General features: G+C 70.7%; 16 protein-coding genes and 1 tRNA gene. 11 read left to right on the forward strand and 6 right to left on the reverse strand.

The genetic code is table 11. The features are described 5' to 3' along the window. Positions 1–26 precede the first annotated feature (26 nt). From KIS93_RS14290 to KIS93_RS14300, 3 genes are read right to left on the reverse strand one after another with little or no spacing between them, the layout of a single operon-like run. Positions 27–458, reverse strand: a complete 432-nt coding sequence (locus KIS93_RS14290) for a DUF350 domain-containing protein (protein WP_080046334.1) — start codon at positions 456–458, stop codon at positions 27–29. A 36-nt stretch (positions 459–494) separates the two neighbouring features. After that, on the reverse strand, positions 495–1,640 hold the full coding sequence (locus KIS93_RS14295) for a glutathionylspermidine synthase family protein (protein WP_080046335.1): 1,146 nt from the start codon (positions 1,638–1,640) through the stop codon (positions 495–497). Positions 1,641–1,643: 3 nt separating this feature from the next. Next, positions 1,644–2,036 carry a hypothetical protein gene (locus KIS93_RS14300; protein WP_080046336.1) on the reverse strand — a complete coding sequence of 131 codons (393 nt, stop codon included), beginning with the start codon at positions 2,034–2,036 and terminating at the stop codon, positions 1,644–1,646. Positions 2,037–2,138: 102 nt separating this feature from the next. Here KIS93_RS14300 and KIS93_RS14305 point away from each other — a divergent pair, with 102 nt between their 5' ends. Together KIS93_RS14305 and KIS93_RS14310 are read left to right on the forward strand one after the other, a co-directional pair. Further along, positions 2,139–3,164 (forward strand): PHP domain-containing protein, encoded by a 1,026-nt coding sequence (locus tag KIS93_RS14305; protein WP_080046337.1) that lies wholly within the window; start codon positions 2,139–2,141, stop codon positions 3,162–3,164. Between the two features lie 204 nt (positions 3,165–3,368). Beyond that, positions 3,369–4,097, forward strand: coding sequence for a helix-turn-helix transcriptional regulator (locus KIS93_RS14310; RefSeq protein WP_080046338.1), 729 nt, complete (start codon positions 3,369–3,371; stop codon positions 4,095–4,097). A gap of 297 nt (positions 4,098–4,394) precedes the next feature. On the opposite strand, the gene KIS93_RS14315 is transcribed toward KIS93_RS14310, so the two are convergent. The 3 genes from KIS93_RS14315 to aceE form a co-directional block, all read right to left on the reverse strand. Then, on the reverse strand, positions 4,395–5,129 hold the full coding sequence (locus KIS93_RS14315) for a maleylpyruvate isomerase family mycothiol-dependent enzyme (RefSeq protein WP_080046339.1): 735 nt from the start codon (positions 5,127–5,129) through the stop codon (positions 4,395–4,397). A gap of 55 nt (positions 5,130–5,184) precedes the next feature. Continuing rightward, positions 5,185–6,696: an alpha/beta hydrolase gene (locus KIS93_RS14320; protein WP_080046340.1), complete on the reverse strand. Its 1,512-nt coding sequence runs from the start codon at positions 6,694–6,696 to the stop codon at positions 5,185–5,187. A 190-nt stretch (positions 6,697–6,886) separates the two neighbouring features. After that, complete coding sequence (gene aceE / locus KIS93_RS14325) at positions 6,887–9,634, reverse strand: pyruvate dehydrogenase (acetyl-transferring), homodimeric type (protein ID WP_080046341.1); 2,748 nt, start codon at positions 9,632–9,634, stop codon at positions 6,887–6,889. 1,642 nt (positions 9,635–11,276) lie between these two features. Here aceE and KIS93_RS14330 point away from each other — a divergent pair. The 9 genes from KIS93_RS14330 to KIS93_RS14370 all read left to right on the forward strand — a co-directional run bounded on the left by KIS93_RS14330 (position 11,277) and on the right by KIS93_RS14370 (position 16,525). Further along, positions 11,277–11,459 (forward strand): DUF1918 domain-containing protein, encoded by a 183-nt coding sequence (locus tag KIS93_RS14330; RefSeq protein ID WP_080046342.1) that lies wholly within the window; start codon positions 11,277–11,279, stop codon positions 11,457–11,459. A 9-nt stretch (positions 11,460–11,468) separates the two neighbouring features. Next, on the forward strand, positions 11,469–11,876 hold the full coding sequence (locus KIS93_RS14335) for a secondary thiamine-phosphate synthase enzyme YjbQ (RefSeq protein WP_080046343.1): 408 nt from the start codon (positions 11,469–11,471) through the stop codon (positions 11,874–11,876). 117 nt (positions 11,877–11,993) lie between these two features. Then, positions 11,994–12,422: a DUF3052 domain-containing protein gene (locus KIS93_RS14340; protein ID WP_080046344.1), complete on the forward strand. Its 429-nt coding sequence runs from the start codon at positions 11,994–11,996 to the stop codon at positions 12,420–12,422. Positions 12,423–12,459: 37 nt separating this feature from the next. Continuing rightward, the gene (locus KIS93_RS14345) at positions 12,460–12,915 is read left to right on the forward strand and encodes a peroxiredoxin (protein ID WP_230465905.1); all 456 of its coding nucleotides are present in this window, start codon (positions 12,460–12,462) and stop codon (positions 12,913–12,915) included. A 32-nt stretch (positions 12,916–12,947) separates the two neighbouring features. Beyond that, positions 12,948–13,268, forward strand: coding sequence for a hypothetical protein (locus tag KIS93_RS14350; protein WP_080046346.1), 321 nt, complete (start codon positions 12,948–12,950; stop codon positions 13,266–13,268). A 348-nt stretch (positions 13,269–13,616) separates the two neighbouring features. Beyond that, positions 13,617–14,558, forward strand: coding sequence for an ROK family protein (locus KIS93_RS14355; protein ID WP_080046347.1), 942 nt, complete (start codon positions 13,617–13,619; stop codon positions 14,556–14,558). 17 nt (positions 14,559–14,575) lie between these two features. Beyond that, a tRNA-Val gene (locus tag KIS93_RS14360) sits at positions 14,576–14,647 on the forward strand. 154 nt (positions 14,648–14,801) lie between these two features. Further along, positions 14,802–15,851 (forward strand): sensor histidine kinase, encoded by a 1,050-nt coding sequence (locus KIS93_RS14365; protein WP_080046348.1) that lies wholly within the window; start codon positions 14,802–14,804, stop codon positions 15,849–15,851. Continuing rightward, complete coding sequence (locus KIS93_RS14370; RefSeq protein ID WP_080046349.1) at positions 15,848–16,525, forward strand: response regulator transcription factor; 678 nt, start codon at positions 15,848–15,850, stop codon at positions 16,523–16,525. The genes KIS93_RS14365 and KIS93_RS14370 overlap by 4 nt, the downstream gene beginning before the upstream one ends. Positions 16,526–16,527: the final 2 nt, after the last annotated feature.

A 16,527-nucleotide genomic window follows, 5' to 3' on the forward strand; every position in this document is an offset into this window, starting at 1 on the left:
GACCGGAACGGTGGTTCGGGCGTGTGCTAGATCACCGCGACGGCGGTGATCAGGCCGATCGCCACGTGGGTGACCGCGAGCAGCCGCGCGCCCGGCTGCAGGTCGGGCTCCTTGACCAGGTCACGTACGGAGATCCCGACGATCCGGTCGAAGACCAGCATCGCCACCGTCTGCACCACGATGCCGACCAGGCCGAAAACCGCCGTGCCCGCCAGCCCTTCGGCGAGCCGGCCGCCGGAGGCCCAGATGGAGGCGGCCACGATCAGGCCGACGGCGGCCAGGGCGGAGGTGGCCAGCAGGGTGGCGTTCGGGTTCCGCTCGCTGCGGATGATCTCGCTCAGCTTGCCGGGGGTGGCCCAGTCGATCACGTAGAAGCCGACGATCATCAGGATCACGCCGACGGCGGCGTAGGCGGCGATGGCACCCGCGCCGCGCGCGAGGGTTTCGAGAAGGGTCACGTCAGTTCCATTCGTGCAAGAGCGTGAGTGTGGGGATCAAAGCGCGATGCGGTGGGGGACGAACGAGGAGGTGTCGTCGGTGATGAGGCCCGTGGTCTCCCGGATGCCCAGACCGGCCGCCTCGGCGGCGACCATCCAGGCGCCGAGCACCGGCCGCTGCCCCTCGAAGACGGGCAGGGCCTCGAAGCCCTGGTAGACGTAGCCCTCCTGGCCGTAGGCCCCCGGCGTCTCCTGGGTGCCCTCGGGGGTGACGATCCGCATGGAGGCGCCCTCCCTGCCGAGCAGCGGCTTGGCGATGTAGGAGGTCAGGTCGCGGGGGCCGTCGAGGTAGGCGGGCAGCAGGTTGGGGTGGCCGGGGTTGAGCTCCCACAGCACCGCCAGCAGCGCCTTGTTCGACAGCAGCGTCTTCCACAGCGGCTCGAACCAGGTGGCGTGCCGGACGGCGTGCCTGCCGAACTCGTCGGCCAGCATCCACTCCCACGGGTACAGCTTGAACACCGAGCGGATCACGCGTTCCTCGACGTCCACGAAGCGGCGGTTGAGGGAGTCCCAGCCGATGTCCTCCATGGCGACGGCGACGGTCTGCAGGCCCGCCTGCTCGGCGGTCTCCTGGAGGTAGGCCACGGTCATGGCCTCCTCGCCCGTCTCGTCGGCGTTGGTGAACGCGAAGTGCGTGGGGCCGGGCGGCAGGCGCAGCTCCCGCCAGCGCTCGATGAGCCGCTCGTGGACGGAGTTCCACTGGTCGTCGCCGGGGAAGACGTCCTGGAGCCAGAACCACTGCACCACCGACGACTCCACCAGCGACGTGGGCGTGTCGGCGTTGTACTCCAGCAGCTTGGCCGGGCCCGTGCCGTCGTAGCGCAGGTCGAAGCGGGCGTAGACGTAGGCGTCGCGGCGCTCCCACGAGCGCGCGACCTCCTCCCAGGCCCACTCGGGGATGGCGAAGTCGGCGAAGCGGCCGGCCTCGACCACGTGGTCGACGGCCCGCAGGCACATCTGGTGCAGCTCCTCGACCTGCCGCTCCAGCTCCTCGACCTCGTCGAGGGAGAAGACGTAGTGGACGGACTCGTCCCAATAGGGCCTGCTCAGCCCGGACAGGTGGGCGGCGCGGTGGTAGGCCAGCCCATGGCTCTCGATCTTCTTCTCCCAGCCGTCCCTGGGAGCGGCGTGCTCGCGGCGCATCGGTCAGCCCCCGCTGGTCCAGCTCCGGCCGAAGCCGCCGCGCTGGATCTCCTTGCCGCTGCGGCTGGTGATGGTCACGTCGGACGGCTTCAGCGTGGTGCCGCCCTCGACGCGGTTGCCCACCCGGCGCCCTCCGTAGTACCACAGGTACGCCCCGCGCGAGCCCCCGTAGTAGTAGCTGCTGCCGCCGCCTCCGTCGTCGTCGCAGTAGTCGTCGTCGACCACCTCGTACGTGCCGTCCTCCAGCTGGACGACGCAGTCGGCGGTGACCTCGTCGTCGTCGACCACGGCGGCACAGTAACCGACGACTATCACGGACAGGACGCCGAGCACCACCAGCGGGACGACCTTGGACGATTTGCGCGGCGGCTCGGTGGGCGCCTGCGGTTTTGCCATCAAACTCCTGCTTTCCTGGGCCGATCAGCCTAGCGGCGGCCCTTGTCCCCGTTCAATGTGTAGAGCCCTGTGCTTGTCGTTCACTTGGGTATGAATGAACGCATGGATCCGGTCGAGGCCCTGCGCGAGATCGCCTTTCTGCTGGAGCGCGCGGGCGAGCCCACGTACCGCGTGCGTGCCTTCCGCCGCGCCGCGGCGGTCGTGGCCGAGCTGTCCCCCGACGAGCTCGCCCACCTGGCCCACAGCGGCGCGCTCGGCGACCTGCCCGGGATCGGGAAGGTCACCGCCCTCGTGATAAACGAAAGCCTCGATGGGCAGGTTCCGACCTACTTGCGCAGGATGCGGGCGACCGAGGGCGTGGAGCTCGACGCCGAGACGGCGGAGCTGCGGGCGGCGCTCAAGGGCGACCTGCACAGCCACTCCGACTGGTCCGACGGTGGCTCGCCGATCGAGGAGATGGCCGAGGCGGCCGTCGCGCTCGGGCACGAGTATTGGGCGCTGACCGACCACTCGCCGCGCCTGACCGTGGCCAAGGGGCTGTCGGCCGAGCGGCTGGAGCGCCAGCTCGACGTGGTGGCCAAGCTGAACGAGCGGATGGCGCCGTTCAGGATCCTGACCGGCATCGAGGTGGACGTGAACCTCGACGGCTCCCTCGACCAGGAGCCCGAGCTGCTGGAACGCCTCGACGTGGTGGTCGCCAGCGTGCACTCCAAGCTGCGCATGGGCGGCGAGGAGATGACCCGCCGCATGGTCACCGCCATCGCCAACCCCCTCGTGGACGTGCTGGGTCACTGCACCGGGCGGGTGGTGCAGGCCGGCGGGAAGCGCGGAGTGAAGCGCCCGGAGTCGGAGTTCGAGGCCGAGCTGGTCTTCGAAGCGTGCCGCCGGTTCGGGGTGGCGGTCGAGATCAACTCCAGGCCCGACCGGCTCGACCCGCCGAAGCGGCTGATGCGGCTGGCGTACGAGATGGGGTGCGTGTTCTCGATCGACTCCGACGCGCACGCGCCCGGGCAGCTCGACTGGCAGCGGTACGGGTGCGAGCGCGCGGCCCGGTGCGGCATCGAGGCGGAGCGGATCGTCAACACCTGGCCGCTCGACCGGCTGCTCGGCTGGACCCGCCAGAACTAGAAAAATGGCCCGTCGTTGCGTGGCGGGAAAGCCGGTTCGGGCGTACTCTCTGCCGAGAGCAAGCCGTTTCCGGCGGGCTTTCGCCGAGAGGGCCCTGAGGCACTGGCCCAGACGTGAGACCCTTGTGGCCCGGCGGTTACGAGAGTGTGCCCGTGGCTGCCGAGCGGCCCGCGATTGTCGGTGGCGGGGCGTAGCGTTCCGGCTGTGAACCGTACCGACCGGCTCTACGCGCTCGTCGAAGACCTGCGCGCCATCGCCCCCCGTTGCCGCTCCGCCCGCGAGCTGTCCAAGCGGTTCGAGGTGAGCGTGCGCACGATCGAGCGCGACATCCAGGCGTTGCAGGAGTCGGGTGTGCCCATCTACGCCGAGCCGGGCCGCAAGGGCGGTTACGCCATCGACAAGAAGATGTCGCTGCCCCCGCTCAACTTCACCCCGGCCGAGGCCGTGGCCATCGCCGTGGCGCTCAGCCAGGCCGGCGACCAGCCGTTCGGGCGGCAGGCCCGCAGCGCCTTACGCAAGGTGGTGGCCGCGATGCCGGGCCGCGAGGGCGACCTGGCCAGAGAGCTGGCGCGGCGCGTGCAGCTCGTCCAGCTGCCGCCCGAGCAGGGCAGCGAGATCCGGCCGCTCGGCGCCGAGGGCATTTCGCGCGCGATCGAGGAGGCGCTGCTGCGCCGGCGCGTGCTCAGGCTCGACTACGCCGACGCCAAGGGCGCCCTCACCTCGCGTGACGTGGAGCCGGGGGTGTTCCTGGGCGGGCGCGGCGGGTTCTGGTATCTCGTGGCGTGGTGCCGGCTGCGCGACGACGTACGCGTCTTCCGCCTCGACCGCATCGCGGCCGCCACCGTCACCGGCGAGCGGTGCCCCGACCGGCCGCTCGAAGGCTTCGCCACCGAGGTGCCCGAGATGGCCGTGCACGGCACACTTCTCGATTAATCATTCGAAAACACCGACATAGGGTTGTCGCCATCGCGGCGAATCGTTGACTTGTTCGAGAAATGAGGAGTTGGCGATGGAGAGCTTCCCTCGCACGGGGTCTTCCACCGCAGGTGATCATTCGCTCGTCCGCCGGACTGCGCCTTCCCCGCGACAAACCGGCGGCGCGAGCGGGCCGCGTCCCCGTCCGGGGCGGGCGATCACCCCTCGCCCTGGGCACGCCGCCGATCGCCGAGCGGCGGCGCGTCCAGGGCCCTTCCCTGTCGGCCAGGGCCTTTCCGGTCAGGGCCTTTCCGGTCAGAAGGCGGCGGCCGACAGCCAGCGTTCCAGGAGCGCAGCGTCGCCGTGCACGGTGAGCGCGGCGGGGGAGCGGCGGCCGTAGAGGAGGAGCAGCAGGTCGCTCACCGGGCCGCGCACGGCGGCGCCGCCCTTGGCGTGCCCGCGCGCCCACGAGATCGTCCCTGCGGGGCCCTGCGTGATGGTCCATTCGCCGTCGGCGTCGCTCGCGTGGAGGTGGATCGTGGCCCCCTCCGCCCCGAGCGCGGCCAAGGACTTGGTGACCCACGCGGCCGACGGCAGGTTGTGGAGAAACTCCTCGACCCCGTCGATCGCGGTCCCCGCCGGGATCTCCGGGTCGGCGCCGAGCGCGAGCTCGGCGTCGGCCCGGTGCACCACCAGCTCGAAGAGCATGCGGCGCGGCCACCACGAGGCCCGCCGCTCCGGCCCCCACGTCCACACCTCCATCGACGGGTCGGTCTCGCGCAGCACCTTCACCAGCTCCGCCGCCCCCGCCCGCAGCCAGCCGGCGTCACCGCTCTGCCCCTCGGCCAGCCCGCTGGGCACCTGCCGCGACCAGATGCGCTCCTGCACCCGGTTGCGCAGCACGTGCGCGGCCCAGCGGTGGGTCTGGCCGACGTGCGTGACCAGCTCGGCGAGCGTCCATCCGGGGCAGGTCGGCACCGGCACCGACAGGTCGCCGGCCAGGGCCGCCAGGCGGGCGGCCTCCGTCTCGATTTGGGAGTGGTAGTCCATCACCCGGCCAAGACTAGGCCGCCAGGCATCGTGGCCAGGCGGCCGGGCATCGTGGCTACGCGGCCGGGCAGGTCGCGCCCTTGGCGGGCACCTTGCCGTCGATCAGATACGCGTCCACGAGCCCCTGGATGCACTTGCTGCCCGACAGGTACGCCCCGTGCCCCTCGCCCTCGTACGTCACCAGCGTCGCGGTCTTGAGCTGCGCGGTCAGTTTGGGCGCCCACTCGTACGGCGTGGCCGGGTCGCCCTTGCCGCCCACGACCACGATCGGCGCGGACCCGGTGGCGTTCACGTGCCGCGCCTCGTCGCTGCCCTTGGCCGGCCACACCCGGCACAGCCCGCCCGAGCCCTCGCTGCCGAACAGCGGCGAGATCTTCAGCGCGGCCGCCTCGGTGCGCCGCAGCGTCGCCTCGTCGGGCCGCTCGGCGGTGTCCACGCAGGTGATCGCGGGGAAGCTGGTCATCTGGGTGGAGTAGGAGCCGTCGGGGCTGCGCCCGGTGTAAGAGTCGGCCAGGTAGAGCAGCGCCTCGCCGTCACCCTTGAGCGCCGCGCCCAGCGCCTCCTCCAGGAACGGCCAGGTCAGCTCCGAGTAGAGCGCGGCGGCCACGCCGGTGGAGGCCAGGCCCTGGGTGAGCTGGCGGTTGCCCACCTTGATGGGCTGGGCGGTGAGCTGGTTGAGCAGGTTCTCGACGTTCGTGTGGGCGGTGGCCTCGTCCTTGCCGAGCGCGCAGGTCTCCTTCACGCACTTGCGCAGGAAGCTCTCGTACGCCTGCTGGAAGCCGCGCGTCTGCGCGAGCGTGCGCTGCTCGAACGTGACCGTCGGGTCGAGCGGCGCGTCGAGCACCATGCGGCCCACGTTCTTCGGGAACAGGGTGGCGTAGACGGCGCCGAGCTGCGTCCCGTACGACATGCCGACGTAGTTGAGCTTGGGGTCGCCGACGGCGTCGCGGATGCGGTCCATGTCGCGGGCGGCGTTCACGGTGCCGACGTGCGGCAGGATCTTGCCGGAGTTCTGCTGGCAGAGGGCGGCGAAGCGCTTGTTGGCCGCCGCGACCTGCTTGTCCGTCTCGTCGTCGGGTGGCAGCGTGTCGAGGGCGACGAAGGTGTCCATCTCGGCGCCGCTGCCGCAGCGCACGCCGGAGCTGCGCTCGACGCCGCGCGGGTCGAAGCTGACCAGGTCGTAGCGGGCGCGCAGCGCGGTGAGCGCCTTGGCGGCCTGGTCGAGCGTGTCGACACCGGACGCGCCGGGGCCGCCGAAGTTGAACACCATCGAGCCCAGCGGCTTGCCCTTGCCCGTGGCCGGCAGCTTGATCAGCGCCAGCTCCAGCTTCTCGCCGTCGGGCTGCGCGTAGTCGAGGGGCACGGTGAGCTTGCCGCAGCGGATCGAGGCGTCCTGGCGGGCCGGTGGCTCGCCGTCTGGGCGCTTGATGTCCGTACAGGCACCCCAGGAGATCTTGTCGGAAGCGGCTGTGGAGTCCGCTGAAGGCCCGGACGCGGGCTCCGCGGGAACCGCGGAGCAACCGGTGGCGGCCGCCAGGAGCAGGGCGGCGGCTGTAACGCGACGCATGACGAACTTCCCCTCACATCTCTCAGGGGGAAGTAGTGCCCACAATACGTGACCGTGCACCAAACCAGGGTGAGGCGGCACGTACCCCTCCTGAACGTGCCGCCTCACTAGGCCAAACGGCGCGGACGGCCGAATATGACGGCGCTCCCGCGAAGGAAATTCGCGGGAGCGCCCTTCTTGGATGACTGACTCAGACGCCCATCGACTGGGTGTCGTTGCTCTCCGCGCCACCGGCCTCGGTGACGCCGTTCTTCAGGTGGTACTTGGCGATGGCCTCGCGCAGCACCTCGCCGTCGAGCTCGCCCCGCTTGACCAGGCTGGTCAGCACGGCCAGCGTGATCGAGGCGGCGTCCACGTGGAAGTGGCGGCGCAGCGCCGAGCGGGTGTCGGACAGGCCGAACCCGTCGGTGCCCAGCGAGGACCAGTCACCCGGCACCCACTGCGCGATCTGGTCCTGCACCGCCTTCATGTAGTCGCTGACGCCCACGAACGGCCCCTGCGCCTGCGAGAGCACCTGGGTGACGTACGGGACGCGCTTCTCCGCGTCGGGGTTGAGGAGGTTGTGCTCCTCGCAGGCCAGCGCGTCGCGGCGCAGCTCCGACCACGACGTCGCCGACCACACGTCGGCCGACACGCCCCAGTCTTCGGCCAGCAGCCGCTGCGCCTCCATCGCCCACGGGCCGGCCACGCCGGAGGCCAGGATGTTGGCCTTCGGGCCCTGCGTCTGCGGGCCGTCGGCGAACTTGTACAGGCCCCTGAGCAGGCCCTGCACGTCGATGTTCGCCGGCTGCGCCGGCTGCAGGTAGGGCTCGTTGTAGACGGTCAGGTAGTAGAAGATGTCCTCCGGCTGGTCGCCGTACATCCTCCTGAGGCCGTCCTTGACGATGTGCGCCACCTCGAACGCCCACGACGGGTCGTAGGAGACGGCGGCCGGGTTCGTCGAGGCGATGAGCGGCGTGTGGCCGTCCTCGTGCTGCAGGCCCTCGCCGTTGAGCGTGGTGCGGCCCGCGGTGGCGCCCAGCAGGAAGCCGCGGCCCATCTGGTCGCCCATCTGCCACATCTGGTCGCCGGTGCGCTGCCACCCGAACATCGAGTAGAAGATGTAGATCGGGATCATGTGCTCGCCGTGCGTGGCGTAGGCGGTGCCGGCCGCGATCGCCGAGGCCATCGAGCCCGACTCGCTGATGCCCTCGTGCAGGATCTGGCCCTGCGTGGCCTCCTTGTACGACAGCAGCAGCTCGCGGTCGACGGCCTCGTACGTCTGCCCGTGCGGCGAGTAGATCTTGGCCGTCGGGAACATCGCGTCGAGACCGAACGTGCGCGCCTCGTCGGGGATGATCGGCACGAACCGGTGGCCGATCTCCTTGTCGCGCATGAGGTCCTTCAGCAGCCGCACGAACGCCATGGTCGTGGCCACCTGCTGCTTGCCCGAGCCCTTGCTGAAGGTGCTGTAGACCTCGTCGCCGGGCAGCTTGACCGGCTTGGCGCGCACGACCCGCTTGGGCAGCACGCCGCCGAGCGCCGCGCGGCGCTCCTTCATGTACTGGATCTCCGGGTCGTTCTCGCCCGGGTGGAAGTACGGGGGCAGGTCGCCTTCCAGGGCCGAGTCGGGGATCGGCAGGTAGAGCCGGTCCCGGAACTCCTTCAGCTCGGCCTTGGTGAGCTTCTTCATCTGGTGGGTGGCGTTGCGGGCCTCGAAGTCCTTGCCCAGGGTCCAGCCCTTGATGGTCTGGGCGAGGATCACCGTCGGCTGGCCGACGTGCTCGCGGGCCGCCTTGAACGCCGCGTACACCTTGCGGTAGTCGTGGCCGCCGCGCGACAGCTTGCGGATGTCGTCGTCGCTCAGGTGCTCGACCATCTTGCGCAGGCGCGGGTCGGAGCCGAAGAAGTGCTCGCGGATGTAGGCGCCCGACTCGACCGAGTAGGTCTGGAACTGGCCGTCGGGGGTGGTGTTCATCTGGTTGACCAGCACGCCGTCGACGTCGGCCGCCAGCAGCGGGTCCCAGTCGCGGCCCCACACGACCTTGATCACATTCCAGCCGGCGCCGCGGAAGTACGACTCCAGCTCCTGGATGATCTTGCCGTTGCCGCGTACCGGACCGTCGAGCCGCTGCAGGTTGCAGTTGATCACGAACGTGAGGTTGTCGAGCTCCTCACGCGCGGCCAGGCCGATCGCGCCCAGCGACTCGGGCTCGTCCATCTCGCCGTCGCCGAGGAACGCCCACACGTGGCTGCGGCTCGTGTCCTTGATCTGCCGGTTGAGCAGATAACGGTTGAACCGCGCCTGGTAGATCGCGCCGATCGGGCCCAGGCCCATCGAGACCGTCGGGAACTCCCAGAAGTCGGGCATGAGCCGCGGGTGCGGGTAGGAGGGCAGGCCGTGGAAGCCGTGCGACAGCTCCTGACGGAACGCGTCGAGCTGCGCCTCGTTGAGCCGGCCCTCGAGGAAGGCGCGGGCGTAGATGCCCGGCGCTGCGTGCCCCTGGAAGAAGACCTGGTCGCCCGACTCGCCGTGGTCTTTACCGCGGAAGAAGTGGTTGAAGCCCACCTCGTACAGGGAGGCGGCCGAGGCGTAGGTGGCGATGTGGCCGCCCACGTTGGTGCGGGCGTTGGCCCGGGACACCATGATGGCCGCGTTCCAGCGGATATAGGCGCGGATGCGGCGTTCGACGTGCTCGTCGCCCGGGAACCAGGGCTCGCGCTCCGGCGGGATCGTGTTGATGTAGTCGGTGCTGCGCAGGCCCGGCACGCCGACCTGGTGCTCGCGGGCGCGCTCCAGCATGCGGAGCATGAGGTAGCGGGCTCTGGTGCGGCCCTCCGTCTTGACGACGTTGTCGAGAGACTCGAGCCACTCGTTGGTCTCGCTGGGGTCGACATCAGGCAGCTGGCTGGGTAGGCCGTCGCTGATGATCGAGAATCGCTGGCGTCCGGAAGCCACTGGGTCTCGCCTTCCGAGATGGACTGATGTCTGGTCTGGGTCGCCTTCCATCCTGGTCGCTAGCCGTAGAAAACGCATCTCTACTTGCCAGTAACCAGAGTGTCCCTGCTGGCAGGGCCATCTGCGATGGCCTAGACCACCGATGGTAGGACGAATCGCACCAAAGGTTACATCCCTGGGTCAATTTAACAAGACAGGAAAACGGACGAAATTTCGCTCGAATCCCGGTTGCGCCGGGGATGCCTCCTCCGTAGCTCGTAACCTCCCCGTGGGGGAGGTTTCTCACTCGCGGCGGGCGAGTCTAGCCGCCCCACCTGGAGCCCAGGGCGCGCGCCCCTGAAGTGGCAGGTCGCGGTGCGGCGTGGTACCGCCGCTGGGCGGGGCCGCGTACGGCGCGGTACATGTGGCATTGCACGCACTACAAGAAAACGGTACGCGCGCGCACGCCCGCTTCTGCGGGCGCACCTGCCGACGTCACGCGGTAGCCCGCCCCTACGTGCGTGCCTGCCGACGTCGTGAGCCGGTCACCCGTCCCTGAGTGCGTGCCTGCCGGCGTCGCGGGCCGGTCACCGGTCGCTGGGTGCGTGCCTGCTGGGCTGGCGTCGTGGGCTGCTCGCCCTCCCTATGTGCGTGCCTGCCGGGTCGCGGGCTGCTCACCCGTCCCTGGGTGTGTGCCTGCTTCCGGTGTCGTGAGGCCCTCACCCGCCTCTGCGTGCGAGCCCGCTGGCGTCATACGCCGCTGCCCGCGCCTGCTGGCGTCCAGGGCCGTTGCATGCGACTGCTGGCGTCCAGGGTCGCTGCTCGCGCTTGCTGGCGTCATGGGCCTCTCACCCGTCCCTGCGTGCCCGCCTGTCGGCCGCCGTTATGCGCCGCTTGCTCGTCCGGCGGCTCCGTGCCGGTGCGCCGAGCCGCCGCTTAACGGACCGAACACGCCGCCACCCCGCCACGTGCCCCTCTCGCGGTACGCCGCCCAGCTCGCGCCGCGTCGGCGAGACCTCGTACGAAGGAGCCCGGCGCAACGCGCACGGCGGCCGACCCAGCACCGCCCCCGCCACGTGCCCACCTCGGCAACGCGCCCTCACCACCCGCCATGCGCCCCGCGCTCGCGACGCCCGCCTGCCCACATGCCCGCCCGGCCACACTCCGCCTGGCCACACGCCCCGCCTGGCCACACTCCGCCTGGCCGCTCGCCCCGCCCGGCCACACTCCGCCTGGCCGCTCGCCCCGCCCGGCCACACGCCCGCCCCGCCACGCGTCCCACTCGCCCCCGCCACATGTCCCCGGCCACCCGCCAACTCGCGCCGCGTCGGTGAGACGCCGTACGAAGGAGCCCGGCGCAACGCCCACGGCGGCCGACCCAGCGCCGGCCTCCGCCACGTGCCCACTCCAAGAACCCGCCCTCACACCCCACTCCTCGCGCTCAGGAAGCGCCCCCGACGCGCCTCCGTCACGCGCGTCCGCCACGCGCCTCCTCCCACCGCGCGCCAGCCCGCCAGGGTCCGAGACCGCGGGGCCCCTCAGGGCCCGTCGTCCCCTCCGTGTCCGGTAACAATCTGGTCATCATTCGATCTCTATCCACCCCCTCGGCAAAACTTCGGAATCGCTCTTTTCGTCCGGCAATCGGCGTACCAATGTGGGAGGTATGAATGCGACGGTAGGCGACCGCCTCCTGATGCACGGGAATACGGTCGGCGAAAGCGACCGGGGAGGCGTAATCACGGAGGTGCAGGGCACGGACGGCGGCCCGCCGTACGTGGTCCGGTTCGACGACGGGCACACCGGGCTGGTGTTTCCGGGCCCCGATGCCGTGGTCGTGCCTAAGTAGGATTTCCGTGTGAGATCTGAAATCATCTCTGTGGCCACGGGTTCTCGAGAGACGGTGCATGACATCACGGCCGAATGCGCCGATTTCGTACGTGCCCAGGGTGAAGACGGGCTGCTGCACGTCTTCGTGCCGCACGCGACGGCCGGTGTCGCGCTGCTCGAGCTGGGTTCGGGCAGTGACGACGACCTGCTGGCCGCCCTGCGTGACCTGCTGCCGGCCGACGACCGCTGGCGTCATGCGCACGGGTCGCGGGGGCACGGCAGGTCGCACGTGATGCCCGCGCTGATCCCGCCGTACGCGACGATCCCCGTGCTGGGCGGGCGAATGGCGCTGGGCACGTGGCAGTCGGTGGCGCTGATCGACCTGAACGTCGACAACCGGCAACGTCAGGTTCGCCTGTCGTTTTTGTCTGATTGATTCTGGCCGACTACGGCCGTACCCGTGGCGACCGTTGACGACTGAGGGTCACAGCGTGTGGACTGTGCCGAAGCGATAAACCGCATAAGCGGGGCCACTCAAGCAGGAGGGATAAACGTGAGCGCGACCGCGGGTCAGGCGCAGGGCGAGCGCGGCCTGGCCGAACGACTCGGCCTCAAGCCGGGTCAGGTGGTGCAGGAGATCGGTTGGGACGAGGACTCCGACGACGAGCTTCGCGAGTCCATCGAGAACCTGACCGGCAACGAGCTGCTGGACGAGGACAGTTACGACGTCGTCGATGTGGTGCTGCTGTGGTGGCGCGACGGCGACGGGGACCTCTTCGACGCTCTGACCAACGCCATGCGAGCACTCGCCGATGGCGGCCAGATCTGGCTGCTCACTCCCAAAGCGGGGCGCGAGGGCCACGTGGAGCCGAGCGACATCGGGGAGGATGCGACCACCGCGGGTCTCTCGCAGACCAGCAGCATCTCCGCCGCACCCGACTGGTCCGGCACCCGGCTCGTCCCGCCGAAGGGCCGCCGGTAGGGGGCTCGAGCGCCTGCCGTACGGCAGGATGAGGGTTGTGAACGCACATCCTGCCGAGGTCGGCGCCCTGGCTCCGGATTTCGAGCTGCAGGACCAGCACGGCACCCCGGTGAGCTTGTCTCGGCTCCGGGGCGAGAAGGTCGTGCTGGTCTTCTACCCGCTGGCGTTCAGCGGGATCTGTTCCAGCGAGCTGTCCGCCCTGCGCGATCACCCGATCGAGGGCGCGCGGCTCCTGACCGTCTCCGTCGACTCCGTCTTCACGCATCGTGCGTGGGCGGATCGCGAGGGTTACACGTTCTCCCTGCTCTCTGATTTCTGGCCACACGGACAGGTCGCGCAGGCGTACGGTGTGTTCGATGAGGCGAAGGGGCTCGCTCGGCGGGGGAGCTTCATCATCGACGGCGAGGGCGTGATCCGGTGGTCGGTGGTCAATCCGATCTCCTCCGCTCGCGACGTCGCCGACTATGTCAAGGCACTCGCCGATATTCCGTGACTTCGCGGACTTCGTGACTTTCGGAGGGAAGGATGCCCTGCTACCGGTGCGGGGCCCGGCAGACGGACCCGGTGCGCGGCGCAAGCCCGTGGCAGCGCGGGGTGCGCAACGAGTCCCAGGTGCTGATCTGCCCGGACTGCCAACGACTGCACGACCTCGACCTCGACGCCTGCTCCACCTGCGCCTCCACGGCGCTCATCTGCCGGCTGGGCGAGGTCGAATGCCGCTCCTGCGGGGCCGTGTGGCTGGCGCGCTCGTCCGACGCCCTCGACCGCCCGGCCGCGGTGGCACCGCCGCCCGGGCTGTCGGCCGAGGTCGAGGCGGCACTCAACCGGGTGCTCGGACGGGCCTGAGCCCGCCCTGTGAGCCCGGCCGCGGCCCGCTCCTGCCCGGAAACCCTCCACTCGCGGTACGGGGCGCACGGCCTCACTGAGCACCGCGCGCCGAACGTCCCTCGCAGGAGCCCGAAGCCGGACACGAAGCTCAACAGCCTCGAAGCCGACTCGGAGGCGACTCGGAGCCGACTCGGAGGCGATTCGGAGCGCGGCTCGAAGGCGGCTCTGAGCCATCGACATGGACGCAGAGCCCACAGCCCTCCACAGGGACCCCACAGCCCTCCACCGGGACGAGGAAGCCGGAGCCACGGCACACCCTTTCCAGACATTTACTGAGCTGCGCTATCGTCTCCTTCCGTGTCTGCAATGAGTTCGTTCGTCGTCGCGCTCGACGTCGGTGGTACGTCCATGAAGGGCGGCCTGGTCAGCGAGTCCGGCGCGGTGCTGCTGAGCGAGCGGCGCCCGACCCCCCGAGCCGAGGGCCCGGAGGCGGTCGTGGCGGCCATCTCCGCCTTCATCAGCCACCTGGCCGCCTCGGGCGACGGCAACCCGGCCGGCGTCGGCCTGGCCGTTCCGGGCCTGGTGACGGAGAACGCGGCCGTGTACGCGGCGAACCTCGGCTGGCGCGACGTCCCCGCCTCCAGCTTCACCACCCTGGACATCCCGGTGATGCTCGGCCACGACGTCCGCACGGGCGGCCTGGCCGAGAGCATCCTCGGCGCCGGCCGCGGCCTCACGGACTTCCTCTTCCTCCCCATCGGCACGGGCATCGCCGGCGCCTCGATCATCCGCGGCGAGCCGTACGGCGGCTCCTCCGGCTGGGCCGGCGAGATCGGCCACACCCCCGTCTTCCCGGACGGCGAGCAGTGCGCGTGCGGCCAGTTCGGCTGCCTGGAGACGTACGCGTCGGCCGCCTCGGTCGGCCGCCGCTACAGCCAGCGGGCCGGCGTGGAGGGCGTCAAGGCGGAGCAGGTGGTCTCCTCGGACGACCCGATCGCCATCGAGGTCTGGGACGAGGCCGTGGAGGCCCTGTCGCTGGCTCTGGCCACGTACACACTGCTGCTGGACCCCTCGGTGATCGTGCTGGGCGGCGGCCTGGCGGAAGCGGGCCCGGCCCTGTTCGACCCCGTCCGCACCCGCCTGATCAAACGCCTCGCCTTCCGCGACGCACCCCCGCTGGTCCCGGCCGCCCTCGGCGTGGACGCCGGCATGCTCGGCGCCTCCCTCCTGGGCTGGCGCGCCGCGGGCCGACCTGAGCTGGGGCCCGGCTGGGCGGTGGATGTGCGATCGGGGCCGTTGGTGTCGTAAGGTGTAGTGCCGATCAGGGGCGGTTAGCTCAGCGGTAGAGCACTCGCCTTACAAGCGAGGGGTCACTGGTTCGAACCCAGTACCGCCCACCTGCGACCTCAGCCCCGTCTCCCAGCGTGGAAACGGGGCTTCCTGCCATTAGCTCACGTACCAGGGCTGCTCGTGATCGCCCCGAGCGCTCCGCCGCCATCTCCCCCCGGCGGGGGAGGGCGTCAGGGGAGGGGTCGGCTAGCGTCGGTCCGCATGAAGCGCCATCTTGCCCGGGCCGTGCGGGCCGGGGTCTACCAGTTGCTGGGCGCTGCGTTGCTGTCTCCGGTCGCCGCCGGGCTCGGCTTGCTGATCCTCGGCGAGCCGACGCCGGGACGGGTGCTGGTGTTGTGGGCGGCGTGCGCGCCCGCCTCGGTGCTGCTCGCGATGATGCCGCTGACGCGCCGGCTGGAGGTGGCCGCGCTGTCGGAGCTGCTCGGTGTCGATGTGCCCGAGCGTGGTGATCGGCTCTACCTGGTGGTGCTGACCAGCCTGCATCTGTACGTCGGTGCGTCGCTCAGCGCGGCTGTGCTGGCCCTGGCTCCCGGGCTGCTTCCCGAGGGGTGGCGGGTGGCGTCCGGTGAGGTGGCCGAGGTGCTGGGGCTCGCCGTCGTCGTGGTGGCCGTGATGGTCGGCGCGGGGTTCGGGCAGCGTTGGGCGGCGCGGCGGTTGTTGCGTTCCGAGCCGTCCCGGGTGATCGACGAGCTTGGACGGCGCCAGGCGCTCGCTCTGGAGCTGCACGACTCCGTCGGCCATGCCCTCAGCGTCGTCCTGGTGCAGGCCATGGCGGCCGAGGCGGCGTTGCAGCGGGCCGCCCCGGCGCTCGCCGCAGAGTCGCTCGGACATTTGACGGCCACCGCCCGCGATGCCCAGCAGGAGCTGGACGTGCTGCTGAACGTGCTCGACGACGGTATGGCGGGGGAGACGCCCACTCTGGAGGCGCTCGGCGCGCTCACTCACGGCCTCGACGTCCGGGTCAGTGTCGGTGATCTCGGCAAGGTGCCCGTCGCGACGTCGCGGGCGGCGTTCGCGATCGTGAGGGAGGCGCTCACCAACGCGCTGCGCCACGGGCGCGGCCCGGTCACGCTCAGTGTCGCCGTGGCCGCCGGCCTGGCCCTGACCCTGGAGAACGCGATCCTGGGCAAGCCCAGCGAGCCGGGACGTGGACTGACCGGCATGCGCATGCGGGCCCGTCTCGCGGGTGGGACGTGCGAGTGGGAGGAGGTGGACGGGACGTGGCGCGTACGGGCGAGTCTGCCGCTGTGATCCGGGTCGTCCTGGCCGACGACGAGAAGCTCATCCGCTCGGGCTGGGCCACCATGCTCTCCCTGCACGACGACATCGAGGTGACGGCCGAGGCCGCCGACGGCCGTGCGGCGGTCGCGGCCGGCGCCGGCGCGGACGTCGTGCTGATGGACATCCGCATGCCCGGCATGGACGGCCTGGCCGCGACCCGGGAGCTGGCCCACCGCTCGCCGGGGACGCGCGTCATCGTGGTCACCACGTTCGAGAGCGACCAGCTCGTCTGGGGTGCCCTGCGTGCGGGCGCCGCCGGGTACGTGCTCAAACGCTCGCCCGCCGGCGAACTCGTCGAGGCGGTCCGCCTCGTGCACCGGCGCGACGCGGTGCTCTTCCCCGGCGCGCTGCGCCGCATCGCCGCGCCGCATGCCGGCAGCGCCCGGCAGCGCGGGCCGGTCGTCGAGCTGACGCCGCGCGAGCTGGACGTGCTGCGGCACGTGGCGCTCGGGCTGAACAACGCCGAGATCGCCTCCGCGCTGCACGTCACCAGGGAGACGGTCAAGACGCACGTCGGCAACGTCCTGGACAAGCTCGGCGCCCGCGACCGCACCCAGGCGGCCGTGCTCGCCTACGAGCTCGGTCTCGTCAGCAGCGGCCTCGCAGAGGTGGGGCACCGCTTCTCCGCCGAGATGATCATGTAGGT

The organism is [Actinomadura] parvosata subsp. kistnae (genome assembly GCF_900323885.1).
In the GTDB taxonomy this organism is placed as follows: domain Bacteria; phylum Actinomycetota; class Actinomycetes; order Streptosporangiales; family Streptosporangiaceae; genus Nonomuraea; species Nonomuraea composti.

What these genes read in the sequence shown, in the direction of transcription:
- KIS93_RS14295 (WP_080046335.1), bottom strand. Translation starts at nt 1,640, where the DNA reads ATGCGCCGCGAGCACGCCGCTCCCAGGGACGGCTGGGAGAAGAAGATC.
- KIS93_RS14300 (WP_080046336.1), bottom strand. Translation starts at nt 2,036, where the DNA reads ATGGCAAAACCGCAGGCGCCCACCGAGCCGCCGCGCAAATCGTCCAAG.
- KIS93_RS14305 (WP_080046337.1), top strand. Translation starts at nt 2,139, where the DNA reads ATGGATCCGGTCGAGGCCCTGCGCGAGATCGCCTTTCTGCTGGAGCGC.
- KIS93_RS14315 (WP_080046339.1), bottom strand. Translation starts at nt 5,129, where the DNA reads ATGGACTACCACTCCCAAATCGAGACGGAGGCCGCCCGCCTGGCGGCC.
- KIS93_RS14320 (WP_080046340.1), bottom strand. Translation starts at nt 6,696, where the DNA reads ATGCGTCGCGTTACAGCCGCCGCCCTGCTCCTGGCGGCCGCCACCGGT.
- KIS93_RS14330 (WP_080046342.1), top strand. Translation starts at nt 11,277, where the DNA reads ATGAATGCGACGGTAGGCGACCGCCTCCTGATGCACGGGAATACGGTC.
- KIS93_RS14350 (WP_080046346.1), top strand. Translation starts at nt 12,948, where the DNA reads ATGCCCTGCTACCGGTGCGGGGCCCGGCAGACGGACCCGGTGCGCGGC.
- KIS93_RS14355 (WP_080046347.1), top strand. Translation starts at nt 13,617, where the DNA reads ATGAGTTCGTTCGTCGTCGCGCTCGACGTCGGTGGTACGTCCATGAAG.
- KIS93_RS14365 (WP_080046348.1), top strand. Translation starts at nt 14,802, where the DNA reads ATGAAGCGCCATCTTGCCCGGGCCGTGCGGGCCGGGGTCTACCAGTTG.